General features: G+C 45.0%; 24 protein-coding genes, 1 tRNA gene and 1 riboswitch. Of the genes, 20 read left to right on the plus strand and 5 right to left on the minus strand.

What is annotated here, in order from left to right; all coding sequences use genetic code 11:
- Positions 1-36: 36 nt before the first annotated feature.
- Together LZG75_RS11370 and ppa are read right to left on the minus strand one after the other, a co-directional pair.
- A complete protein-coding gene (locus tag LZG75_RS11370) occupies positions 37-1,665 on the minus strand; it encodes an NAD+ synthase (protein WP_233937610.1) in 1,629 nt (542 codons plus the stop codon).
- Positions 1,665-2,213, minus strand: a complete 549-nt coding sequence (gene ppa / locus LZG75_RS11375; RefSeq protein WP_233924701.1) for an inorganic diphosphatase — start codon at positions 2,211-2,213, stop codon at positions 1,665-1,667. The genes LZG75_RS11370 and ppa overlap by 1 nt, the downstream gene beginning before the upstream one ends.
- Positions 2,214-2,319: 106 nt before the next feature.
- On the opposite strand from ppa, the gene LZG75_RS11380 reads away from it, so the two are divergent.
- The gene (locus LZG75_RS11380) at positions 2,320-4,377 is read left to right on the plus strand and encodes a sodium-translocating pyrophosphatase (RefSeq protein ID WP_233924700.1); all 2,058 of its coding nucleotides are present in this window, start codon (positions 2,320-2,322) and stop codon (positions 4,375-4,377) included.
- 18 nt (positions 4,378-4,395) lie between these two features.
- Here LZG75_RS11380 and trxB read toward each other — a convergent pair whose 3' ends face one another.
- Positions 4,396-5,352, minus strand: a complete 957-nt coding sequence (gene trxB / locus LZG75_RS11385) for a thioredoxin-disulfide reductase (protein ID WP_233924699.1) — start codon at positions 5,350-5,352, stop codon at positions 4,396-4,398.
- Positions 5,353-5,402: 50 nt separating this feature from the next.
- On the opposite strand from trxB, the gene LZG75_RS11390 reads away from it, so the two are divergent.
- The 3 genes from LZG75_RS11390 to serS are packed head-to-tail and all read left to right on the plus strand — an operon-like array spanning position 5,403 to position 9,779.
- The gene (locus LZG75_RS11390) at positions 5,403-7,712 is read left to right on the plus strand and encodes a DNA translocase FtsK (RefSeq protein ID WP_233937589.1); all 2,310 of its coding nucleotides are present in this window, start codon (positions 5,403-5,405) and stop codon (positions 7,710-7,712) included.
- On the plus strand, positions 7,712-8,467 hold the full coding sequence (locus tag LZG75_RS11395) for an outer membrane lipoprotein carrier protein LolA (RefSeq protein ID WP_233937590.1): 756 nt from the start codon (positions 7,712-7,714) through the stop codon (positions 8,465-8,467). Before LZG75_RS11390 ends, LZG75_RS11395 begins: the two co-directional genes overlap by 1 nt.
- Before the next feature lie 4 nt (positions 8,468-8,471).
- The gene (serS, locus tag LZG75_RS11400; RefSeq protein ID WP_233937591.1) at positions 8,472-9,779 is read left to right on the plus strand and encodes a serine--tRNA ligase; all 1,308 of its coding nucleotides are present in this window, start codon (positions 8,472-8,474) and stop codon (positions 9,777-9,779) included.
- Here the strand turns inward: serS and LZG75_RS11405 are convergent.
- Complete coding sequence (locus LZG75_RS11405) at positions 9,776-10,198, minus strand: type II toxin-antitoxin system VapC family toxin (RefSeq protein WP_233937592.1); 423 nt, start codon at positions 10,196-10,198, stop codon at positions 9,776-9,778. The genes serS and LZG75_RS11405 overlap by 4 nt on opposite strands.
- On the minus strand, positions 10,198-10,443 hold the full coding sequence (locus LZG75_RS11410) for an AbrB/MazE/SpoVT family DNA-binding domain-containing protein (RefSeq protein WP_233924692.1): 246 nt from the start codon (positions 10,441-10,443) through the stop codon (positions 10,198-10,200). The genes LZG75_RS11405 and LZG75_RS11410 overlap by 1 nt, the downstream gene beginning before the upstream one ends.
- A gap of 113 nt (positions 10,444-10,556) precedes the next feature.
- Here LZG75_RS11410 and LZG75_RS11415 point away from each other — a divergent pair.
- From LZG75_RS11415 to LZG75_RS11490, 16 genes are all read left to right on the plus strand, one after another.
- Positions 10,557-10,646, plus strand: a tRNA-Ser gene (locus LZG75_RS11415).
- A 136-nt stretch (positions 10,647-10,782) separates the two neighbouring features.
- Positions 10,783-11,022 (plus strand): hypothetical protein, encoded by a 240-nt coding sequence (locus LZG75_RS11420; protein ID WP_233937593.1) that lies wholly within the window; start codon positions 10,783-10,785, stop codon positions 11,020-11,022.
- Positions 11,023-11,165: 143 nt separating this feature from the next.
- The gene (locus tag LZG75_RS11425) at positions 11,166-12,284 is read left to right on the plus strand and encodes a hypothetical protein (RefSeq protein ID WP_233937594.1); all 1,119 of its coding nucleotides are present in this window, start codon (positions 11,166-11,168) and stop codon (positions 12,282-12,284) included.
- A gap of 269 nt (positions 12,285-12,553) precedes the next feature.
- On the plus strand, positions 12,554-14,023 hold the full coding sequence (locus tag LZG75_RS11430; protein ID WP_233937595.1) for a DUF4407 domain-containing protein: 1,470 nt from the start codon (positions 12,554-12,556) through the stop codon (positions 14,021-14,023).
- A complete protein-coding gene (locus LZG75_RS11435) occupies positions 14,020-14,886 on the plus strand; it encodes a hypothetical protein (protein WP_233937596.1) in 867 nt (288 codons plus the stop codon). The genes LZG75_RS11430 and LZG75_RS11435 overlap by 4 nt, the downstream gene beginning before the upstream one ends.
- A gap of 27 nt (positions 14,887-14,913) precedes the next feature.
- Positions 14,914-15,882 carry a hypothetical protein gene (locus LZG75_RS11440; RefSeq protein WP_233937597.1) on the plus strand — a complete coding sequence of 323 codons (969 nt, stop codon included), beginning with the start codon at positions 14,914-14,916 and terminating at the stop codon, positions 15,880-15,882.
- A gap of 32 nt (positions 15,883-15,914) precedes the next feature.
- On the plus strand, positions 15,915-16,460 hold the full coding sequence (locus LZG75_RS11445; RefSeq protein ID WP_233937611.1) for an HD domain-containing protein: 546 nt from the start codon (positions 15,915-15,917) through the stop codon (positions 16,458-16,460).
- 5 nt (positions 16,461-16,465) lie between these two features.
- Positions 16,466-17,914 (plus strand): DUF2779 domain-containing protein, encoded by a 1,449-nt coding sequence (locus LZG75_RS11450; protein WP_233937598.1) that lies wholly within the window; start codon positions 16,466-16,468, stop codon positions 17,912-17,914.
- 31 nt (positions 17,915-17,945) lie between these two features.
- Entirely contained in the window at positions 17,946-18,206 is a 261-nt protein-coding gene (locus tag LZG75_RS11455) for a hypothetical protein (protein ID WP_233937599.1), read from the plus strand.
- A gap of 39 nt (positions 18,207-18,245) precedes the next feature.
- Positions 18,246-18,343, plus strand: a riboswitch (SAM-I-IV-variant riboswitch).
- A 91-nt stretch (positions 18,344-18,434) separates the two neighbouring features.
- Complete coding sequence (locus tag LZG75_RS11460) at positions 18,435-18,866, plus strand: hypothetical protein (protein ID WP_233937600.1); 432 nt, start codon at positions 18,435-18,437, stop codon at positions 18,864-18,866.
- A complete protein-coding gene (locus tag LZG75_RS11465; protein ID WP_233937601.1) occupies positions 18,863-19,480 on the plus strand; it encodes a hypothetical protein in 618 nt (205 codons plus the stop codon). The genes LZG75_RS11460 and LZG75_RS11465 overlap by 4 nt, the downstream gene beginning before the upstream one ends.
- An 80-nt stretch (positions 19,481-19,560) precedes the next feature.
- Entirely contained in the window at positions 19,561-19,923 is a 363-nt protein-coding gene (locus tag LZG75_RS11470; RefSeq protein ID WP_233937602.1) for a hypothetical protein, read from the plus strand.
- Between the two features lie 88 nt (positions 19,924-20,011).
- The gene (locus LZG75_RS11475) at positions 20,012-20,278 is read left to right on the plus strand and encodes a hypothetical protein (protein WP_233937603.1); all 267 of its coding nucleotides are present in this window, start codon (positions 20,012-20,014) and stop codon (positions 20,276-20,278) included.
- Positions 20,279-20,352: 74 nt separating this feature from the next.
- Positions 20,353-21,174: a hypothetical protein gene (locus LZG75_RS11480; protein ID WP_233937604.1), complete on the plus strand. Its 822-nt coding sequence runs from the start codon at positions 20,353-20,355 to the stop codon at positions 21,172-21,174.
- Positions 21,175-21,181: 7 nt separating this feature from the next.
- Positions 21,182-21,676, plus strand: a complete 495-nt coding sequence (locus LZG75_RS11485; RefSeq protein WP_233937605.1) for a hypothetical protein — start codon at positions 21,182-21,184, stop codon at positions 21,674-21,676.
- Complete coding sequence (locus LZG75_RS11490) at positions 21,666-22,040, plus strand: hypothetical protein (RefSeq protein WP_233937606.1); 375 nt, start codon at positions 21,666-21,668, stop codon at positions 22,038-22,040. The genes LZG75_RS11485 and LZG75_RS11490 overlap by 11 nt, the downstream gene beginning before the upstream one ends.
- Positions 22,041-22,084 lie beyond the last annotated feature (44 nt).

Consider the following 22,084-nt stretch of genomic DNA (forward strand, 5'->3'; position numbering starts at 1 on the left):
AATAGATGGGGTAATCATACCCTTAGATGGGCTAACTTAGGCGCGAAAAGCTGAAGTAATGGGATAACGCCAATCGCGACCAAAGGCGCGGTTAGTGATGCGGACGCCTGGTGGTGCTTGGCGTCGTTTATATTCATTGAGCTTGATGAGACGTGTTACCTTTTCAACACTAGCAGCCTCGTAGCCCGCGGCAACGATTTCCGCCAGCGATTGGTTTTGTTCCATATAGCGTTCCAATATAGCGTCGAGCACCTCATAACTGGGTAAGCTATCTTGATCAGTTTGGTTATCGCGTAATTCGGCTGATGGTGCCCGCGTGAGAATACGTTCAGGAATAATTGGAGTAAGTTGATTGCGATAATGGCAAAGTCGATAGACCAAGGTTTTAGCAATATCTTTAATCACCGCAAAGCCTCCGGCCATATCGCCATAAAGCGTGCAATAACCGACTGCCATCTCACTTTTATTGCCCGTAGTTAAAACTAAGCGACCCGTTTTATTCGAGAGCGCCATTAATAATGTGCCGCGTACCCGCGCTTGAATATTTTCTTCCGTAGCATCGGGTGATAAGCCAGTAAATTGTTCTGCTAAGGCTGCTTCTAATGCAGCCACTGGCTTGCTGATCGGAATTTCATCGTATTGCACGCCGACATTGTTAGCGAGTTCACGCGCATCTAGCCATGAAATATCTGCCGTATATGGCGATGGCATCATCACTGCGCGCACTTGATCAGCACCCAGCGCATCTACGGCAATAGCGAGTACCAAGGCAGAATCAACACCCCCAGAAAGACCGATGATCACGCCAGAAAAATGATTTTTTTGGACGTAATCACGCACCCCCATGACTAAGGCTGCATACACTTGGGCCTCTATTGAGCTCATGTTTTTGTCATTAGCAGTAAGCGCAGTGACATCAGCTTCGGGCTCTCCAAGTGAAGTGATGTTGACTAACCCCAGACCGGTTTCAAATTGGGGCATCGTAAAGGCAGTTTGACCATGAGAGTTCAAGACAAAAGAGCCCCCATCAAATACCAATTCATCTTGCCCACCCACCATGTTGACGTACGCTAAGGGTAGTTTAGTAAGGTTAACTTGCTCCCGCAGCACATTCAGGCGTAAGGTATTTTTTTCCAGGTGGTAGGGTGAGGCATTTAACACCGCCAATAAGCGCGCACCTGCATTTTTAGCCTGGAGTGCAGGGCCTTCATGCCAAGCATCTTCACATAAGAGTAAGCCAATAGGGAACCCATCCACCTCAAAGATACAAGGCTGATTGCCAGGGATAAAGTACCGCACTTCATCAAACACTTCATGATTCGGTAATTGTTGTTTTGCGTAGCTGGCGATGACTTGGCCGTCACGCAAGACAGAGGCACAATTTTGTAGGCCTACGGCAGAACGCTGGGGGTGCCCAACTACAACGGAGAGGTTTGGGTAAGCCCCGAGGGTTTTGCATAGCTCAGCCAGGATATTTTCAGCCGCGGAAATAAATGCCGGCCGCAACAACAGGTCTTCTGGTGGATAGCCAGTTAAGGCTAACTCGGGGGTTAAGAGTAGTTTGGCGCCAGCAGCATGAGCAGCCTGCGCCGCAGCGGCAATTAATGCAGCATTACCCTCTAAGTCACCTAATTTAGGGTTTAGTTGCGCTAAAGCAAGCTTAATCAAGCCTTTTTTCCCTCTTTTTCCTCTCGATAGCGTTTTACACCCTCGAGAATTTCATGGTGGGCATCGGCAACCCCGCCCCAACCACTCACTTTGACCCATTTCCCGACTTCTAAATCTTTGTAATGCTCAAAAAAGTGCTTAATTTGGTTGAGGCGTAAGGGGTTCATGTCTTCTGGCTTCTGCCAATGGGTATAAATCGACAGAATGCGGTCTTCTGGTACGGCTAGTAGCTTGGCATCCTGCCCAGCCTCATCTTCCATTTGTAAGAGCCCAATAGCCCTACAACTGACCACCACGCCTGGAATGAGTGGGAAAGGGGTGATAACCAGCACATCCACGGGGTCGCCATCGCCAGCAATGGTTTGGGGAATATAGCCATAGTTACAGGGGTAATGCATCGCCGTACCCATGAAACGATCGACAAAAATAGCCCCCGTTTCCTTATCAACCTCATATTTAATGGGGTCTGCATTCATCGGAATTTCAATAATTACATTGAAGTTGGTGGGGGAATTTTTGCCTGGGGTGACATTATCAAGACTCATGAGGGTTTTTCCGGAAAAAATTAGTGGATACCCTGATATTAGCAAAGTGAGAAGTTATAGTTTGTGTTGGATACTTCTTAAGTTCGTTTTTTTGGAGATTTAAGCTATGAGTAATGTCACATTGGGTCTGTATTTTTCTTTGGTTTGCGGCGTGATTGCTGTGCTGTATGGCTTCTTTATGCGGCGCTGGATTTTGAAACAAGATACTGGCAATGCCAAAATGGAAGAAATTGCCGCGGCAATTCAGCAGGGCGCGGCTGCATATTTATCCCGTCAGTACAAAACGATTGCGATTGTTGGAATTGTCCTAACAATTTTGATTGGCCTCTTTTTAGACATTGCCACGGCCATGGGGTTTGTGCTTGGTGCGGTGTTATCGGGCGCCTGCGGCTTTATTGGCATGAATGTGTCGGTCAGAGCGAATGTGCGCACTGCCCAAGCAGCTACGGTCGGCATGAATGAAGCCCTTAACGTCGCTTTTAAAGGCGGTGCAATTACCGGCATGCTGGTGGTTGGCTTAGGCCTACTTGGTGTGGCTTTATTTTTCATGTTCCTGGTTTCCATCGGGGGCGGCCAAGATCTCTCGGCGGTATTGCATCCCTTAATTGGTTTTGCCTTTGGTTCCTCACTCATTTCCATTTTTGCGCGTTTAGGGGGCGGTATCTTTACTAAAGGCGCCGATGTGGGAGCCGACTTAGTGGGCAAAGTTGAGGCAGGTATTCCTGAGGATGACCCACGGAACCCTGCTGTTATTGCCGATAACGTGGGGGATAACGTCGGCGATTGCGCCGGCATGGCAGCTGACTTATTCGAAACGTATGCCGTGACCTTAATTGCGACGATGGTCTTGGGCGCAATGATGGTTTCCGGCGCACCTATTGCAGCCATTATTTATCCCTTGGTCTTGGGCGGCATTTCGATTATTGCTTCGATCATTGGCTGTTCTTTTGTGAAAGCCACACCCGGTATGAAAAATGTGATGCCAGCCTTGTATAAAGGTTTGGTGGTAGCGGGCGTACTTTCCTTAATTGCGTTTTATTTTGCAACCCAATTTATTATTCCCGACGATGCTTTAGGAATTCCTGGCAGTCAATGGCGTTTATTTGGTGCTACTGTAGTGGGCTTATTACTCACTGCAGGATTAGTTTGGATTACCGAGTACTACACAGGTACCGATTTCAAACCCGTGAAGCATATTGCCGAAGCATCGACTAAAGGTCACGGTACGAACATTATTGCTGGCTTAGGCATTTCGATGAAGTCAACTGCGATCCCAGTTATTTTTGTTTGTATCGCGATTTATGCGGCGTATTGGTTGGCTGGTATTTTTGGTATCGCCATTGCAGCTACCTCCATGCTCTCGATGGCCGGCATTGTGGTGGCGCTTGATGCGTATGGCCCAATTACCGATAACGCCGGTGGTATTGCTGAAATGGCAGGCTTGCCACAAGCTGTGCGCGATATTACCGATCCTTTAGATGCAGTTGGTAATACGACCAAAGCAGTGACCAAAGGTTATGCGATTGGTTCAGCAGGTTTAGCGGCACTGGTTTTATTTGCGGATTACACCCATGCGCTTGAAGCGATTGGTCAACAAGTCACCTTTGATTTATCAAATCACTTAGTGATTATTGGCCTATTTATTGGCGGCATGATTCCTTACTTATTTGGTGCGATGGCGATGGAAGCGGTAGGTCGTTGCGCTGGCGCAGTGGTTGATGAGGTGCGCCGTCAGTTCCGCGATATTCCCGGCATTATGGATGGCACAGGTAAGCCTGAGTACGGCAAAGCGGTCGATATGTTGACTTCAGCTGCGATTAAGGAAATGATTATTCCGTCGCTCTTGCCCGTGGTGATTCCGATTGTGGTTGGTCTGTTATTGGGTCCTGCTGCCTTGGGCGGCTTGTTAATGGGTACGATTGTCACAGGTCTATTCGTGGCGATTTCCATGTGTACTGGTGGCGGTGCTTGGGATAATGCCAAGAAATATATCGAAGAAGGTAACTACGGTGGCAAAGGTTCTGAGGCTCACAAAGCTGCAGTTACTGGTGATACCGTTGGCGATCCTTACAAAGATACTGCTGGACCAGCGATTAATCCGCTGATCAAGATTATCAACATCGTCGCTTTATTGATTGTGCCTTTGTTGCCAATCATGCGCTAACAATAAGAGGGGCAAGCTTTACTCAAGCCCCTCTAAATAACGCTGAGCATCCAGTGCGGCCATGCAACCTGTACCCGCACTGGTAATTGCTTGACGATAAATGTGGTCTTGCACATCACCTGATGCAAATACCCCAGCAATATTCGTAGCCGTAGCGTTACCTTGTAAGCCCGAATGGGTTTTGATGTAGCCGTTATGCATTTCAAGCTGACCAATAAATAATTCGGTATTGGGTTTATGGCCAATGGCGATAAACGCGCCAGTGAGCGCGATATCTTCGGTTTTGCCATTTGCTTGACGAATCCGCACACCTGTTACGCCTTTTTCATCACCCAACACTTCTTCTAAGGTCGAATTGAGTTTGAGCTCAACTTTCCCCTCGGCTACTTTAGCCATCAGGCGATCATTCAAAATGGGCTCAGCCCGAAATTTATCGCGCCGATGAATCACCGTCACCTTTTTGGCAATGCCAGTGAGGTAGAGTGCTTCTTCAACCGCAGTATTGCCACCACCAACAACGCAGACGTCTTGATTTTTATAAAAGAAGCCGTCGCAGGTGGCGCAACCTGAAACGCCGCGCCCCATAAACGCTTCTTCACTGGGTAAGCCCAAATATTGGGCCGATGCGCCAGTAGCAATGATGAGGGCATCACAGGTATAGGTGCCAGAGTCACCTACAAGGCGAATCGGCTTTTCTTGTAAGGCAGCCGTATGGATGTGGTCAAAAATAATTTCGGTATTAAAGTGTTCCGCGTGCTTTAAAAAGCGCTCCATGAGTTCCGGGCCTTGAACTCCTGCAGGGTCGGCTGGCCAATTCTCAACATCAGTAGTGGTCATCAGTTGACCGCCTTGGGCCAAGCCAGTAATTAGGGTGGGCTGTAAATTAGCTCGGGCCGCATACACTGCAGCTGTATAGCCTGCGGGGCCAGAGCCAAGAATGAGAACTTTGCTATGTTTGATATTCGTTGTATTCATCCCTAAATTATAGGTTTCCTTGGGGTGGGGGTGTTTACAATCAAGGAAATATGGCTCGAACCGTCTTTCCTCAATCGAATTCAACCCAACCCCCTAATTCCAGCGGGCAGGGCAGAATGCCCCGCTTATTATTGGAAGCCCGCTGGTTTGTTTCGCTGGGTTTATGTTTGGCTTTATTTGCAATACTGATTACGTATTCCAAATTAGATCCTGCTTGGTCACACGCTAGCTTTGATGTACCAACCAATTTAGGGGGTCGGACGGGTGCCTGGATTGCCGACCTAATGCTTTATGTCTTTGGTCTGTCCGCATTTTGGTGGGTTATCTTGTTTGGTAGGCGCGTTTTTACCGGTTGGAAAGAGTTATGGAGCACTCCAATGCCCCCCGATCCCGAAGCGAAGCCCGACTCCTTGTTACTGAGATGGTTGGGCTTTGGCCTCACTTTGCTTGCCAGTATGGGCTTGGAATCAATTCGCTTACATTCTTTGTCAATTGCATTACCTAGGCCCCCTGGGGGAGTTTTAGGTGAGTTAATTGGCGATCCTTTGCAAATGGCAGTTGGCTTTACCGGCTCAACAATCATTTTATTATTTGCGCTGTGCGCAGGCTTATCGCTCTTCCTCCACTTTTCTTGGCTCAATTTGGCCGAACAAGTTGGGCGGTATATGGAGCTCGGGTATCGGCGCTTGCGCGAACGGCGTGAAAGCGAAGTCGATCGTAAAGTGGGTGAACAGGCCAGTGTAGAGCGCGAAGAGTTTGTCGAGGAAGTGCGCGGTCGCATTGAAATTATGGCGCCAGTCCAAATTGTGCGCAGTGAGCCCGCGATTGTGCAAAGCGTGCGCGTGCAACGAGAAAAGCAACAACCCCTTTTTATTGATATTCCTGATTCTGAATTACCCCCACTGGCACTTTTAGATGCAGTGCCCGAGGCTAAAGAAACCATTTCTGCTGAGGTAATGGAATTTACCTCGCGCTTAATTGAGCGCAAGCTGGATGAATTTGGCGTCGAGGTCAAAGTCATTGCCGCCTATCCAGGACCAGTTGTTACGCGTTACGAGATCGAGCCAGCAGTTGGCGTTAAGGGTAGCCAAATCGTTAATTTGTCGCGCGACCTTTCGCGATCTTTGGGTCTTGTGAGTATGCGGGTGGTAGAAACCATTCCCGGTAAAACTTGCATGGCTCTCGAGTTGCCCAACCCCACTCGTCAATCGGTATATCTCTCGGAGATTTTAAGTTCTCAGGTTTATAACGATAACCACTCTTTATTGACACTGGCCTTAGGTAAAGATATCTCTGGCGCGCCAATGGTGGTTGACTTAGCGAAGATGCCACACTGCTTGGTAGCAGGTACTACTGGCGCTGGTAAATCGGTGGGTATTAACGCCATGATTTTGTCTTTGTTATTTAAGGCTAAGCCAGATGAAGTGCGCCTCATCATGATTGACCCAAAGATGTTAGAGATGTCGGTGTATGAGAAGGTGCCGCATTTATTGTGCCCCGTTGTGACTGATATGAAGCAAGCCTATAACGCGCTGAATTGGGCCGTTAATGAAATGGATCGCCGTTACAAATTAATGAGCAAGTTTGGCGTACGCAATTTAGCCGGCTTTAATCGCAAAATTGTTGAAGCAGAAGAAAAGGGCGAGAAACTAACTAATCCCTTTAGCTTAACCCCCGATGATCCAGAGCCGCTGTATAAAGCCCCCGTGATTGTGGTGATCATTGATGAGTTAGCCGACTTAATGATGGTCTCAGGCAAAAAGATTGAAGAGCTCATTGCGCGTATCGCACAAAAAGCGCGCGCTGCAGGCATTCATTTGGTGCTAGCGACGCAGCGTCCCAGCGTTGACGTGATCACCGGCCTAATCAAAGCCAATATTCCGACGCGTATTTCGTTTCAGGTCAGTAGCAAAATTGATAGTCGAACCATTCTGGATCAGCAAGGTGCTGAGGCTTTATTAGGCATGGGCGACATGCTCTATATGGCTCCTGGTACTGGCCTACCGATTCGGGTGCATGGCGCTTTTGTCTCGGATGATGAAGTGCACCGCGTGGTTGACTGGTTAAAAGAAAAAGGTGAAGCCAATTACATTGATGGCGTGCTTGAAGGCGCCGATGAATCGACGATGGATGTCTTGAATGGCGGCGGTAGCGGTGGTGAAGCCGACCCCTTATATGACCAGGCAGTTGCGATCGTGCTGGAAAACAAACGCGCTTCAATTTCCTTAGTGCAACGACATCTACGCATTGGCTACAACCGCGCTGCTCGTTTACTGGAAGATATGGAAAAAGCGGGTTTAGTTTCGAAGATGAGCGGTAGTGGGAATCGCGAAATTTTTGGCCGGAAGGCTGAGGAGTAATGCGCATTACAGGTTTGCATTGTTGTCTGGTAGTAAATTTGGCGATCTATGGTTCCTATGCGATAGGAGTAGCCCCTAATAAAGCCTCGCAAACTAGTGCCGCAATCAATTCGGCCGCTCCTTACGGCGCTAGTACCGACACCGTTTCTGCTACTGAACAATTACGCCAATTTGTGCGCAACTCTAAAACGGCAGAAGGTGATTTTGTGCAGCAGCAATTGCGTGCACCAAAACCGAATGAGTCGCAAGATAAAGGTTTGAAAGTGATTCGTCAAACACAAGGCCATTTTTATTTTCAGCGGCCTGGGCGGTTTGCCTGGGAGACCAACAAGCCTTATGAACAAAAGCTAATTAGTGATGGCAAGCAATTAATTATGTGGGATAAAGACCTAAAGCAAGCTACTTATCGGCCAGTAGGCGATGCTCTTGCGGCCACACCTGCAGCAATTCTGTTTGGCGAGGCAGCACTGGATGAGCACTTTGATCTAGTTGAAGATATCGAACACAATGGCTTGCGTTGGGTTGATTTAAAGCCGAAAGTAAAAAAAGGCGGTGCACCTGGCAATCCAGATTTGGCTTACACTAAAATTTCAGTAGGAATGAAGGGTGGCTTACCAAGCGCTTTAGAATTACTTGATGGCCTAGGCAATGTAGTGCTGGTGAGCTTTAGTCAATATCAATTAAATGTAAACTTCGCACCGAGTCGGTTTAGTTTTAATCCCCCGACAGGAACCGAAATAGTGAAATTAAAATAAACCGATGATTGATCCCCAACTTTTACGTAAAGATATCGAGAGCGTTAGAGCGCGCCTCTTCAACCGTAAGTTTGAACTTGATGTGGCGCAATTTGCCCTTTTAGAAAATGAGCGCAAGCTATTACAAACTCATACCGAAGATTTACAGGCCAAGCGCAATCAATTGGCTAAAGCCATTGGCATGAAAAAAGGAAAAGGTGAAGACGCTAGCGCTGAAATGAATGAGGCCACGCAAATTAATCTCGATATGGAAATGGGCGCTGCGCGCCTAGCTGTGGTGCAAACAGAGCTACACGATTTTTTAATGGGTATCCCTAACTTACCCGATGCATCTGTACCTCTTGGTAAGGATGAAACTGAAAATCAAGAAATTAAAAAAGTGGGCACTATTCCTTCTTTTACTTTCGACATAAAAGACCATGTTGATTTAGGTGCGCCATTAGGTCTAGACTTTGAGGCTGGCGCTAAGATTAGTGGCGCACGCTTTGTCGTTTTAAAGGGCCCGATTGCCCGATTGCATCGTGCATTAAGTCAATTCATGATTGATTTACACGCTACTGAGCATGGCTACCAAGAAATTTATGCGCCCTATATTGTAAATGCGGCATCCATGCGCGGTACGGGACAACTACCCAAGTTTGAAGATGATTTATTTCGGGTGCCGCGCAAAATGGGCGCAGAAGACGGAGGCATTGAGGAGGAGAACTTTTATTTAATTCCTACAGCAGAAGTACCCGTGACTAATTTAATGCGTGATGAGATCGTCGCTGCTGAGCAGTTACCCTTGAAATTTGTAGCACATACTCCTTGCTTTCGATCTGAAGCGGGTAGTTATGGGCGCGATGTACGTGGCATGATTCGCCAACATCAATTTGATAAAGTTGAGCTAGTGCAAATTGCTAAGCCCGATGAATCGATGGCTGCACTTGAAAACCTCACTAGCCATGCAGAGAAAGTGCTTGAGCTACTCGAGCTACCGTATCGCCGAGTTTTACTTTGCACCGGTGATATGGGTTTTGGTAGTACTAAAACCTATGACTTAGAAGTCTGGATTCCATCACAAAAAGCCTATCGTGAAATTAGTTCTTGCTCGAATATGGGCGATTTTCAAGCCCGCAGAATGCAGGCTCGCTTTAAGCTGGGACAAGCTAAGCCTGAAATGGTGCATACCTTAAACGGCTCGGCCTTAGCGGTGGGAAGAACCTTAGTAGCATTACTAGAAAATAATCAACAAGCCGATGGCAGTATTGCAATACCTAAGGCTTTACAGGGCTATTTGGGTGGGTTGGATGTATTGAAACCAGCGCGTTAAAATAAAATTAACTTTAATTTCAGTCGCTTACTATTTCTAGCTAAAGTCTTATCTAGAGTAACGATTGCTTCAGCCTTGAGTTGTATTGCCGTAGCAAGATGAAGGGCATCAGCCGATCTTAATTTGGATGAGCTATCGAGCGTAAGGATGGCAGCACTGTAAAAATTTTTGTTATCAATAGAAAGTAATTCAATATTGGTGTTGCAAAGTTGTTGGAATACGCCCCAAGATTCATGACTTTGTTTTTTATTTACTTGCCCTGTTCTTTCTTTAATACTGAGCGCGCTGGCAAATTCTGTAAATGCCCATGCAGAGGAAATTAATTTCGTTTTGCAGCTTTGGTACCAATCGGCTACATCATTACTTTTGGGTTCCCGTGTGCATAGTGCCACTAAAACGCTGGTATCAACATAAATCATTAATAACGCGCCTTGGAACGAAGCTCTTCAATAACTGATGAACCCATTGGCATAGATGCACGTACGCGTTTAAGCTCGGCAGATAAGGCTGTTCGATCGAAAGTGATGGGGCGAAGATGTAATGAGCCATCTAGGCTGAGTGTTACTTCAACTTGGTCACCATCTTTGAGGGGTATTTGACGGATAAATTCAGCCGGAATTCGTACGGCTAGACTATTGCCCCATTTAGAAATTTGTAAGTTCATGGCGTATCGAGACTTTCAAGTAAAAATACTATATCTATTTTATGGATATACATTAACGTATATCTATTGTAGTACAGAAAGCGAGAAAACCGCAGGTATAATTTGATTAACTAGGAGAGGTGGCAGAGTGGTCGAATGTACCTGACTCGAAATCAGGCGTACTGTCAAAGGTACCGTGGGTTCGAATCCCACCCTCTCCGCCAGTATTGACCTAGAAGCTATTATCTATATGGCTCTATTAATTTAATGGCTCTCTACCCACCAGCCTACCCACCAGTAAAACATTGCTTGCTTTTAAATTTCTATCAATACAACCTAGTCTCTAGATAAGATATCACTATGGACGATCTTGAATTTGTAGGGAAAATTAAGGGTATGAAGACCCTCAAGCAAATGATTGAGAGCAAAAAGATTGTGCCCGCTTCAGAGCTGGCAAAACTGAAGGCTGAGGAAGAGGCCGAAGAGAAAGCCTTTGCGGACGCAGTCCAATCAGAGCAGTCGCATCAAAAAACAAAGATCTGCACCGGTAAGGTCGAGGGCAGGGCACTTTGGACGCGTGAGCGCTTTAACGAAGATTGATCTAGCTTTAGGGTTGTTGTAACGACACCATATTCCTACAATTTGAATATCAATTCTTTATTTTGATTTCAGATTGAAAGGCGAATATGACACCCAGAACGCTAACCAGGCAGGAAATGTATGACTTAGTATGGTCAAAGCCAATGACGCAACTTGCGGCAGAATTTGAATTGTCTGATGTAGGTCTTCGAAAAATCTGCAAGGCCGCGAAAGTGCCTACGCCTGGCCTTGGATATTGGGCAAAACTGGCGAATGGAAAGAAGGTTGCTAAGACCGAGTTGCCAACTTTGTACCCATTCCAATCTCAATTTGTCCATATTGGCGGGGGTTCTCGCAGTCGGTATGGTTATTTCGACGAACCAGAGAAAACGGATGAGGAATTGGCTCAAATGGAGTTGCCACCTCCTCCAAAATTCGATGAGACGATTGATGAGGTGAGGTTGAAGATTGTGGCTCTCGTTCCCTTAATTCCTATTCCCAAAAGCATTAGCAAGCCCCATCCAATTACTGAGAGATTGCTGGGCTACGACGCCGATATCGCAAAAGAAAAATACTGCTTTTATAAGCCTAGGTATCAACATCCTGCGGGGCTAAGACTATTGTCAGCACTTAATAGTTTCTTTACTTACTTCGAGAAGTTGGGGTTCAGAGTAAAAGTTCACGGTCCTAGAACGCAATCTATGAGCGTCGACATGGATGGTAGCTACCACTACTTTAGATTCGTTTGCTTTGATGATGGCAATCACTTTTATCGCAGGAAGAGTTCCCCCGGAAAGGCTTATGGCTTTAGTTGGACAAGCGACCAAGATCGAATGTCGGAGAACAAAGACTATCGAGAATATGTAGATATCACCCCAGAAATTCTAAGAGACCTCGCTATTGAGCTATTGATGGATATTGAGGAGCGCAAGAGAAGTAATATCGAATGGTTATATCAACGTCAAGTTGATAAGAAAAATGAAGCGATTGCAAATATTGCAGAAAGAAAGGCTAAAGCTACACTTCGCCGCAAGCAGGAGACTGATCGAATAATTGAAAATCGTTTGAGATTAATGAGTCAAGCCTTAAAGGACATTAGAAGGGCTGAAAAAATTCAGGAATTAATTGATGCCCTGGATAAGAAGGTTGAAACTGCGAGCAAAGAGATTCCTGGCTACAAAAAATGGCGTACGTGGGCTATTCATCAAGTTAATTCAACTGACCCACGAAATATGTCTATTAAGCGCACAGGTCGGTGGATTCAAAGGTTTAATTTGAAGTAGATCGTACTGTGAGTTTCAGGCTAATGGGTTTGAATTTGTTATGTTTATATGAAGCACTTCTTGATTCAGGCGGTTGAGGGGTTCGAATTAAGGGTGCGAGAGAAATTCTTAGAATAGCGGCTTGAGAAAGTATCTGGTTTATGATACTGTACATACATACAGTACTAATTGATTTAATGGGCCAATATTTGCCATAAATTTATGAGGCTCATTCTATGAGCCTTTAAGACTCAATACTGCATTCATCCTTACAACTATTGGATGAATGCATGTCAACAATCCGTCAAAAACTAGTATTTCTAACAGGTCATCGCATTACTGCGAATGCCTCAACTGAAGAGATCGGCAGCTTAAGCAAGATTGGCGCAGCCATTGCTTTTGCAACCTTCTTAGCTGCTTTGCAGTTTGGCATTGCGGGCTGGTTTTTGGCGATGGACTTACACATTATTTGGCAAATGGTGATGGCGCTTGTATTCGCTACCATTGGCGCATCCATCGTCTTGGTGCTTGATCGAAACTTTATATACCTTGCAGATACGCGATACGACGCAGATAAAAAGCTTACATACGTCTATCTTGGCATTCGAATTTTCTTAATAACTGTAATTGGCTCACTCAGTAGTCAATTTACGATGCCTTTATTTCTAAAGTCTGAACTCGCTATCCATTCTCAGGATATGAAAGATGGACGCTTTTCAGAAGCAAAAGAGCGCTACCAAGAGAAGTATGAGTTAGCTAATAAGACTGCGGGATTAAGTGATCTTGAGAGTAAGACTGCTAGGTTAAGAAAAGAGATTTCTTCATTAACTCCAGAGTTGGTTCGGCAACGCGGTCTAGTTGGCCAATGCTTTGCCGATTACAACAAAAAAACTAAAACAACTTATGCGCCAGATTTGGATGAGCATGACATCATTAGTTTGTATGCCAAAGACAAGCGTGAATGTGAGCGAATCGATGGCATCTATCGAGAAAACCATCGAAATTATGTAGGTCCTAAAGAGGCTGAGCTTGCGCAAATGGGGGCGGCTATTACCCAGGCACAAAGCGATATCGATACAGCAAAAAAAGATATTGCTCAGGATCTAGATAAAGCAACGAAGATCAATGAAGCCTATATCAATATAGCCTCTGCAGATGTGCTCTCTTCCCTTATCAGCAATAATCCTGGCGCACTGCTGAAGTACGCTCTTATTACACTCTTGCAATTGTGTTTAGAGCTTATGCCAATTCTTCTCAAGCTGCAGGCAGGACAATCTCCCCTTGGTCATCGGATGGCCTTATTTGCTTATGAAAATAAAACGAGATCCATGGGGCAAGTTAATTTAAGCACTGCACAACGTCTGGATGCAGAGGCGAAGATTACTTTAGCAAAGCATGTGCACTCTCTGATGGATAAAGAGCAGTTTGCTAAACGGCAAGAGTACGACTCCAATCTTGTTAAGCAAAAGATCACTCAAGATACTGAAAATGAACGATTACGCCAGGAGTTAGAGGCGCTCAAGCGTCAGAGTAGCGCTTATTTAAAGGCTCAGCACCAATTTACACAAACATTTTCACAAGCTGGTAATCAGTTTATGAATCGCGTAGTTACGCCAACTATGTCGACTGTGAGTAAACCATTCACGGCGAAGAGTGCCGATGATAGTAAAAAGACAGAGCAGGGTCATGCAGCAAAAGAAGGGGCAAAGGCATTTGATTTTGGTGGCATTAACGGCTTATCAGCAGAGTCATCTATATGAGATTGCTAATAGCTGGATGCTTAGCAGTGCTACTTGTAGCCTGCTCAAGCACGCCCCGCTATAACAACTATAGCTACAGCAGTCCATATGTTGCCCCAACAAAACCTACCTATACAACGCAAACATATAAAGCGCCTGTAAATAGTGCTTATGCTAATAACAGTTCAGGTACTAATAATTACAACCAACAAAAATCTACACAGAAACTGGCTAACGCAGTGGGCGCCACCGCCCCAGTTAGCGCACCTACGTTTGAACGCCTAAGTTATGAAGATTTAGTTCGATTTGAACCTAATTGCGAACAAAGAACTGAGCAGATTGCATTGCTTGATGACCAGTTAAGACGTAGTCGCTTTTATACGGTTGATGGGGTAGAGGGGAATGCTTATCCCGGAAAAATTAGCAAGAGCTATTACTCATTAGCCAAGTATCGAATTTGGTCCATTCGATTTGCTTGTCAAGGATCGGAAGTGAGTCCAGAGCTTATTAAGGCTGACCTGCAGGCTCGCCCCAATCTTCCACCGACATCTACGCCACGTTGCTATTTTGAAGAAACGGTAGAAGCAAAGACAGGCATTGTGCAGACCAACTTCATAGCCAGCGATCACAAGTCAACTCGTAAAGAAATTTGTACCAACTTTCCTTATGCAGATGAAAAGCCCTTTATACGCATCGGTGATCAGATGAGTTTCAGTCCCAAGCAGCTTGTAAGCGGAGTGTCTAATTCGGCTTTGCGTAAATGGAAAGGAAATGTGTATCAGCTTGTCTCAAAAACGGAGATGCATTTAAACCAAGCAGTACGTTTTACTTTAGTGACCGTGAGGTCAGGCGTTAATCAATGGACTGTAGTCGATAAATTTTGAAATCTATTTAAAAGAGGAATCATCATCATGAAAAAGCAAATCAATCTGCGAGGAATTACAGTAAGCGGTGCATTAGGCATCTTTCTAACTGCATGTGGAACTAACCCAGTACAGCAAGCCCAAAATCAACAGCAAGATGAATACCGTCAGCAATCACGAGTGGCCAAACAAGCTATTAGTGAAGCGCCTGATTGGATGTACAAGTTACCAAAAGAGTCAGGCGTAATTTATGAGAATGGTACAGCCATTAGCAGCGATTTTTCGATGGCAGACCTCAAGGCAAAAACAATGGCTTACGTGAAGATTTGTACCGGCGCCGGTGGTAAGGTTCGCAGCCAAATGAAGATGTACCGCGCCGATAACGATGCAACTTCCGTGGAGCAGTCAGAGCTAACAGTACGTAGTCTTTGCCCTGATGTAGATATCTCTGGAGTGGAGACTGTTGAGATGAAGCATGTGGCTGAAGGCAATCGTATTCGTACTTATGTTTTAGTGGCGTTACCACTAGGATCAAAAAATGTTGCTAAATCAGCTAAAGATATTCAGAACCGATCAGGAGAGGCCTTCAAGGAATTGGATGGCATTACTAAAGAGCATAATTCTGCACCCGTGACATCTGCCCCTGTGACATCAGCCCCACCAGTAGTTCAGCCAGTAGCTCCGGCTAAGGTCGAGCAGTTAAGTCAGGCGCCAGCACCAGCAACTGTAAGCCCCAATACACCGAGTAAGCTTGAGGATTCAGCTACGGTGGATCGTGCAGCAACGCCTTTATCTCCTGCATCAACCAAGCCTTATGTTGCGCCAGCAACAAAGTTGGATGGTTCGGTATTGGAGTCAGTGAAGGCTGTTGGAAATGACTCCGTGGTAGTCCAAGGTGCAAATGGTACCGATAAACAAGTAGGGCTTATCGGTGCAAAGAATCCAGAGTATCTTGCACGTAGAGCAGAGGCTTTGCAAAAGCCTGGCGCAGTCATTGGGCAGGTGAGTGTTGAGTAAGCTAGTTCATCCCTATAATGGATGACATCATGATTAATAACTTTGTTCATGCTTTAGCTTTTTCAGCAACTAAGCATCGAGATCAACGTCGCAAGGATGTTGAGGCATCGCCTTATATCAATCATCCAATTTCACTAGTCGATGTTCTCGTAAACGAGGGTGGGGTTCTAAATTGGGATGTCCTATGTGCTGCCTTATTGCATGACACTATTGAAGATACTGAAACTACGGCTGAAGAGTTAACTAATGCATTCGGAAAGAATGTAGCCTCAATCGTTTTGGAGGTTACTGATGATAAGTCGCTACCTAAAGCAGAGCGCAAGCTGCAGCAAATTGCCCATGCCGCTCATTCCTCTCATGAGGCAAAGTTAGTTAAGTTGGCTGACAAAATCTGTAATTTGCGAGATATCTTGTCCTCTCCCCCTAGTGGTTGGGATACCAAAAGGAAGCAGGAATACTTTGAATGGGCAGTTGCTGTGGTTGCTGGAATTAGAGGGTCGAACTCCAAGTTAGAGAAAGTATTTGATGCTTTACTTGAAAAAGGCAGGGCTGAGTATCAAACTGAGATAGGTAAGTAACTCTCATGGCAAGTCTGAGTAAGTCAAAGATCATTGCCCACCGCCAGTGCCCTAAACGCCTATGGCTGCAAATAAATCGGCCTGATCTCATCCAAATTAGCGCAGCAACCCAGGTTAGATTTGATGAGGGCAACAAAGTCGGAGATATTGCTCGCCAGAATTATCCAGGCGGAGTTTTTATAGAGACTCTTAATCGAGTAGAGGCTATCGCCCAAACTAAAGAGGCTGTAACGAAACGCCAAACAATCTTCGAAGGCGCCTTCTTTAAAGAGAATGTCATGATTCGCGCAGATTTACTCTTCCCTGAAAAAGATGGATATCGTCTAGTGGAGGTTAAATCTTCTACTGGCGTGAAAAGCTACCATGTTGATGATGTAACAATTCAAAGTTGGGTCATGGAGAAGTCAGGTTGTTCTCCAACGAGCATGGCCCTAGCTTATATCAACAATAAATTTATCTATCAAGGCGATGGAAATTACGAAGGTTTATTTGCTGAGGCTGATTTATCAAACCAGGTAAAGCCGAATATGTCTCAGGTGCAATCTTGGGTTGATGCCGCCGAAAAAACCTTAGCTTCCCCAGTTGAGCCTGCGATTGCGCCTGGTGAGCAATGTACAGATCCATTTACCTGTGACTTTATTGGCTATTGTTCTCCGCCTGAAGAGGGCGTGGAGTATCCAGTGGAAATCTTGCCCTACGGCAAAGCGATTGCTTCCGAATTAAGGGGTGATGGCTACAAAGATTTGCGCGAAGTACCTGCGGATCGTTTAAGTAATCCAAAACATCTTAAAGTTCATGCGGCAACTCTGAGTGGAAATGCTATCTTGGAGCAGGAGGCAATTTCACAAATACAGGCCTTGCCATACCCACGCTATTACCTTGATTTTGAGACCATTGGTTTTGCAGTACCGATTTGGGCAGGCACACGCCCCTATATGCAGCTCCCGTTTCAGTGGTCATGCCATATTGAGCAGTCCGATGGATCAATGACTCATAAAGAATTTTTAGATCTTTCAGGAGATGACCCCCGGGAAATGTTTGCAAAAACAATGATAGAGGCTATCTCTAAAGATGGACCCGTAATTGTTTACAACGCTGGATTTGAGGGTGCGCGTATTAAAGAGTTGGCCGCAACCTTTCCGCATCTCGCTTCAGAGCTATTGGCTATTCCTGAGCGCTTCTTTGATTTACTACCAATAGCGCGTAATCATTACTACCATCCCGATATGAAGGGCTCTTGGTCAATAAAAGATGTTTTGCCAACAATCGCGCCTGAATTGGACTATTCGAATCTAGAGGTTAGTGACGGGGCCATGGCGCAAGAAGCTTATAAAGAAGCTATTCATAGCCAAACTACTCCAGAGCGAAAAGAGAAGGTGCGGGAGGCTATGCTCAAGTATTGCGAGCAAGATACTGTCGCGATGGTTAAGATTGTGCATGCTTGGAATGCCTAACCCATAGGGCAGGTATTTTTTAGGAGAATTTATGGCTTCCTCACCAATAGTAAAACTACAGACTTATGGCGCTAGAGCTGTGAATAAGTCTGCCTCTTCAATCTTAAGTCATAAGAAAAAGCCGCAAAAATTATCAAAACAGGCACGTCAAAAGCTCAATGAGATTGATGCGCTGAAGGTTAGAAGGTGCACAATTTGTAAGATTAGTTATCAAGGATCGCTTGTAGCTCATAAGCTCTCTCAGATTCACAAGAAAAACAAACTTGCAGATATGCTGGAAATTAAGAGGTAGCTATTTATTGACATTGCTCCAATAAAGTCACTACAATCAAACCTACATCAAGAGATGGCTTTGTCGCCACAGCAACCTGCTAACGCAGTAAGGTGCTAAATAGATGAGACCCCAAGCGGGTAATCAAAAGCGACTAACCCACCAATTGGTGGGTTTTTTGTTTTAGGGCGCTTTATACCGAATTGCTAGGCCCGACATCTCGTCAAACTAGCTAAATAGGAGAATGACATGACTTTTTTCACAAAAGATCCAAAGCGGATTCAGACTACTTGGGGGCAGATTGGAGGCAATAAAAACTTTCTCGCCTACATTGATGCCGATATTCAAGATGAAGCAGTAATTGAGCAAGCAAAGAAAATTGTGGATCGATGCAGCCCACAACGTTATGGCCCAAATGGTACTCACGCTTATTCCTTTTTACAGCGCGAGTATTTGCTAAACCTAATTCTCTTTCATTACGTAGACCATGGGTTTTTCCCGTCAGGACATATCTGCATTACTGATGAATGGCTGTATCAGAGCTCAATTAAAACTACTGGTAGCAGATGGTTTAGCTTTAAGTGCAGAACTAAAGGGCGTAACTATCAAGCAGGATGGTGGATCAAAATACCTAGCCTAGCAGAGGTTGAGCTAAGCAATAGGGCGGGGGTGCCATCATGAATCGGAGATCATTTTTGATTCGCTCGGCTGGCACCCTAGGGGCTTTAGTTACTACTCAGTTTTTAAAAGAGGCTCAGTGGCTAATTGCTAATGAGGAAAAGCCTTTACTTATTTTGCCAAAACAAACTGGGATTCAAACGCTTTACGCTGCTGAAAGCGAGGGATCATTTGCGCTTTTTCTGGGTTCAAAACCAAATGAATATATTGATCCTCAATTTACCTGGGAAGAGTTTGGAAATATTGCTTGGGGGCATTCCGAGGCTGAGACCATTGAATATCTAAGAGAGAACTTAGGGATTTGCAAATGTGAAGCGGAGGAACAGTTAAATGCAAGAGCGGATGAGTCGGAAGTCTTTGGCTGGTGGCTTCGTCATCAATCGCCTAATGCCTTGGCCCACAAACACCTAGAAGGTTTGGATCTGGGTCCTGAGTTTGGTCGTCGCGACATAACTGCTGGCGGAATTCGGTTTATCGATGGCTTTCATCCAGGGAATGAAACCTTATGGGTAGATGTGCCAGACCTCTTATCCATTTCCTTGCTGCAGGCCCGCTTAAATGAATTGGGCCAGGGAATCAAATTGGAGGTTTTGGAGGGTGATTATGGTCTTGGCTAGCCCAAAAAATGATCCATTAGCTCAATCTATGAGCTTGCAGGTTTTTAAACTTATTTCATACCATCCACAAAGGAGAAATCATGCGTGACTACACATACTTAGGCGGTGCCCGATTTACCATAAACAATCTCTTTCGTAGCCTGAGGTTTGATATTGACCGTCTCGATATGAGTTGGGTCGATGGAGAAAAACCAGAATTTACAAGAGGGCTGCGCGTTGTGGATAACGATGAAGTCAATACGATCACCGTTGATGGTGAGGATGGTGACAACTTGATCTATAGCCTTACCTATATCTTTAGCAAAGAAGATGGTCATGAGGCTTTTAGAGCTGCAACAGATGCATATTTAATCGTTGCACTAGAAACAAAGGAGTTTTTGGTGACGAACCAAAAAAAGAATCCTGAGGGAAAGCCTGAAGTAGTGGAGGCAGTTATCCACTAAGCGAACCTAGTAGCATGTGTTTAAGGGCGGATTTAAACCGAATTGCCAAGCCCAGACATTTGTCAAATTGGCTAAAGAGGAGAAGTAAATGAATATTCAGTTAATACAAATAGAGCAGTTGCAAAAAAATGGTTTTCCAAGAGTGCTAAGACCTCAGAAATCATCCGAGTATGAATATGTTGGGATTGCCATAGAAGATCAGGGATCCCACTACTACTGGGCTAGGGGGGTTAGCTTAAGAATTACTGAGCAGGAGTATCGCTACATAAAGGCTAATCCAAAGTTGTATTACTTTTCTACTGCACTAAAGTTACATATTAGGATTGAGCGGGAACGGAGTAGTCTGCTTGGATAAAGTTCTCAGATTTAGGCCTCTATTTTAGGATGTTCTTTGAGTAACTCATTTAACTTAATAACGATTGGATAAATATGGCGAAATCAAAGTTACCGAAGGAGGCAACTCCAGATTGGCTACGCTTAGCTAATAAGGATATGACTTTCGATAGAGAAAGGGTGCTCACTAATTCAATTTACTATCCAGGTTCATATATGGATGGCAATATTTTGAGGGATTATTCAGGGGTATCTCATAGTTTTGTATATGTTGACCCTGGGGTATCCAAAGATAATTTAGTTGAGAATTTACAAAAGATTGCTGGCTATGATGTTGTTTTCTCAAAAGAAATTACTGAAATGGAGTTATGCCCACAACCTGAACAACCCGAAACTCTTAGGCCATCAGATTTTGAAAACCCTCCAAGAACATACATAGACATGCAACGGGAGGCTAAGCGGTCATATGAAAGATTGATAGATTTTGTTCAAGACTTTAAGCCATATGCTATTTGGTCAATATTCCAGCGAAGGGCGTCTGTAAATCCGAGTCATGGGCCCGAGAGATTTTCATTATTGTTTATTGCTGGCGAGGGGGTTGCTACATATGCTGCAATTTATAACTCCAATAAATTAGTCCCGTTAGCAATTGTTCTTTGTGCTGCCGATATTGGTTTTGGTCACAACTGGGCCTTTTTTGAACAAAAAGATGGAATTTTTGAGCGGGTGGTGATGGCCAATAAGGCTGGAATTCCAAAATATCTATTTGCTTGGAGTAGATACTCGCTTGAAGGAACAGGATCAAGTTGGAGGCGCCCGGAAATACAAATGCACTGGGCAAAATATACAAATAGGGTCTCTAATAATTTATATGGTTTAACTACCTGGTCTTCAGATGACGCTAAGGTAAGCGGCTAGTAATCGTATGAGTCTCGAATATAACCGCACTGGCTTAATAGCCTTGATTAAGGATGAATTCAAGCTTGATTGGCAGGGCATACATGGGGCCAATCACTGGGCGCGGGTACTCAACCATGGGAAAAATATCGGTCAAATCCGTAAGGCTGATTTATTAGTAGTAGAGCTCTTTGGCTTCTTGCATGACAGCTGCCGCTTTAATGATGGCAGGGATCCTAAGCATGGGGAGCGGGCAGCAGAATTTGCTCATGGTATTCATGGAGACTTCTATCAACTAAACCCTAAGCAGCTTGATTCGCTTTGCTACGCAATGAAATATCATTCTGGCGGGGAGGTTTCGACTAATAAAACGATACAAACCTGCTGGGATGCAGACCGCTTAGATTTAGGAAGGGTTGGGATTTTTCCATCCCCACAATTTCTTTCGCAGGAAGCTTCACTTTTCATCGATCTTGCCTATGACTGGAGTACGCAGGCACCAAGGAAGTCCCATGTCAGATGACAATGACTCCGGAGGGATCATTGGGACAATTATTTCTGTCTTGATACTAGCCGCAATCTGGCCTTATCTATTGGCATTACTGGGTATATATATTGCCTATATGGTCGTTTTGGCGATACTAGCTTGGATTGCGGAAAATTGGATATTGACGACGAGCTTCATATCGGGAATCCTGGCTTTTTATTTCATCTTCAAATACAAACTGATTAGCAAAGCGTGGAAGTATGCATTTGCGGAGGCTCAACAAAAACCAATTGAAGTCGCGCTGGACGATTTTCCAGGAGGGTGTCCCATATTTTGTGTAAACGGGGTTCGTTTACTACAGAGGGATTCTCTCCTCATACTTAATACTAAACTGATTTAATGCACCCTTCCAATCTCTGATGGGCATACTCCACTTTTGGCTGA

It is taken from the genome of Polynucleobacter sp. IMCC30063 (genome assembly GCF_021395235.1).
In the GTDB taxonomy this organism is placed as follows: Bacteria; Pseudomonadota; Gammaproteobacteria; order Burkholderiales; family Burkholderiaceae; genus Polynucleobacter.

What these genes read in the sequence shown, in the direction of transcription:
- ppa (WP_233924701.1), bottom strand. Translation starts at nt 2,213, where the DNA reads ATGAGTCTTGATAATGTCACCCCAGGCAAAAATTCCCCCACCAACTTC.
- LZG75_RS11380 (WP_233924700.1), top strand. Translation starts at nt 2,320, where the DNA reads ATGAGTAATGTCACATTGGGTCTGTATTTTTCTTTGGTTTGCGGCGTG.
- trxB (WP_233924699.1), bottom strand. Translation starts at nt 5,352, where the DNA reads ATGAATACAACGAATATCAAACATAGCAAAGTTCTCATTCTTGGCTCT.
- LZG75_RS11390 (WP_233937589.1), top strand. Translation starts at nt 5,403, where the DNA reads ATGGCTCGAACCGTCTTTCCTCAATCGAATTCAACCCAACCCCCTAAT.
- LZG75_RS11395 (WP_233937590.1), top strand. Translation starts at nt 7,712, where the DNA reads ATGCGCATTACAGGTTTGCATTGTTGTCTGGTAGTAAATTTGGCGATC.
- serS (WP_233937591.1), top strand. Translation starts at nt 8,472, where the DNA reads ATGATTGATCCCCAACTTTTACGTAAAGATATCGAGAGCGTTAGAGCG.
- LZG75_RS11405 (WP_233937592.1), bottom strand. Translation starts at nt 10,198, where the DNA reads ATGATTTATGTTGATACCAGCGTTTTAGTGGCACTATGCACACGGGAA.
- LZG75_RS11410 (WP_233924692.1), bottom strand. Translation starts at nt 10,443, where the DNA reads ATGAACTTACAAATTTCTAAATGGGGCAATAGTCTAGCCGTACGAATT.
- LZG75_RS11420 (WP_233937593.1), top strand. Translation starts at nt 10,783, where the DNA reads ATGGACGATCTTGAATTTGTAGGGAAAATTAAGGGTATGAAGACCCTC.
- LZG75_RS11425 (WP_233937594.1), top strand. Translation starts at nt 11,166, where the DNA reads ATGACGCAACTTGCGGCAGAATTTGAATTGTCTGATGTAGGTCTTCGA.
- LZG75_RS11430 (WP_233937595.1), top strand. Translation starts at nt 12,554, where the DNA reads ATGTCAACAATCCGTCAAAAACTAGTATTTCTAACAGGTCATCGCATT.
- LZG75_RS11435 (WP_233937596.1), top strand. Translation starts at nt 14,020, where the DNA reads ATGAGATTGCTAATAGCTGGATGCTTAGCAGTGCTACTTGTAGCCTGC.
- LZG75_RS11440 (WP_233937597.1), top strand. Translation starts at nt 14,914, where the DNA reads ATGAAAAAGCAAATCAATCTGCGAGGAATTACAGTAAGCGGTGCATTA.
- LZG75_RS11450 (WP_233937598.1), top strand. Translation starts at nt 16,466, where the DNA reads ATGGCAAGTCTGAGTAAGTCAAAGATCATTGCCCACCGCCAGTGCCCT.
- LZG75_RS11455 (WP_233937599.1), top strand. Translation starts at nt 17,946, where the DNA reads ATGGCTTCCTCACCAATAGTAAAACTACAGACTTATGGCGCTAGAGCT.
- LZG75_RS11460 (WP_233937600.1), top strand. Translation starts at nt 18,435, where the DNA reads ATGACTTTTTTCACAAAAGATCCAAAGCGGATTCAGACTACTTGGGGG.
- LZG75_RS11465 (WP_233937601.1), top strand. Translation starts at nt 18,863, where the DNA reads ATGAATCGGAGATCATTTTTGATTCGCTCGGCTGGCACCCTAGGGGCT.
- LZG75_RS11470 (WP_233937602.1), top strand. Translation starts at nt 19,561, where the DNA reads ATGCGTGACTACACATACTTAGGCGGTGCCCGATTTACCATAAACAAT.
- LZG75_RS11475 (WP_233937603.1), top strand. Translation starts at nt 20,012, where the DNA reads ATGAATATTCAGTTAATACAAATAGAGCAGTTGCAAAAAAATGGTTTT.
- LZG75_RS11480 (WP_233937604.1), top strand. Translation starts at nt 20,353, where the DNA reads ATGGCGAAATCAAAGTTACCGAAGGAGGCAACTCCAGATTGGCTACGC.
- LZG75_RS11485 (WP_233937605.1), top strand. Translation starts at nt 21,182, where the DNA reads ATGAGTCTCGAATATAACCGCACTGGCTTAATAGCCTTGATTAAGGAT.
- LZG75_RS11490 (WP_233937606.1), top strand. Translation starts at nt 21,666, where the DNA reads ATGTCAGATGACAATGACTCCGGAGGGATCATTGGGACAATTATTTCT.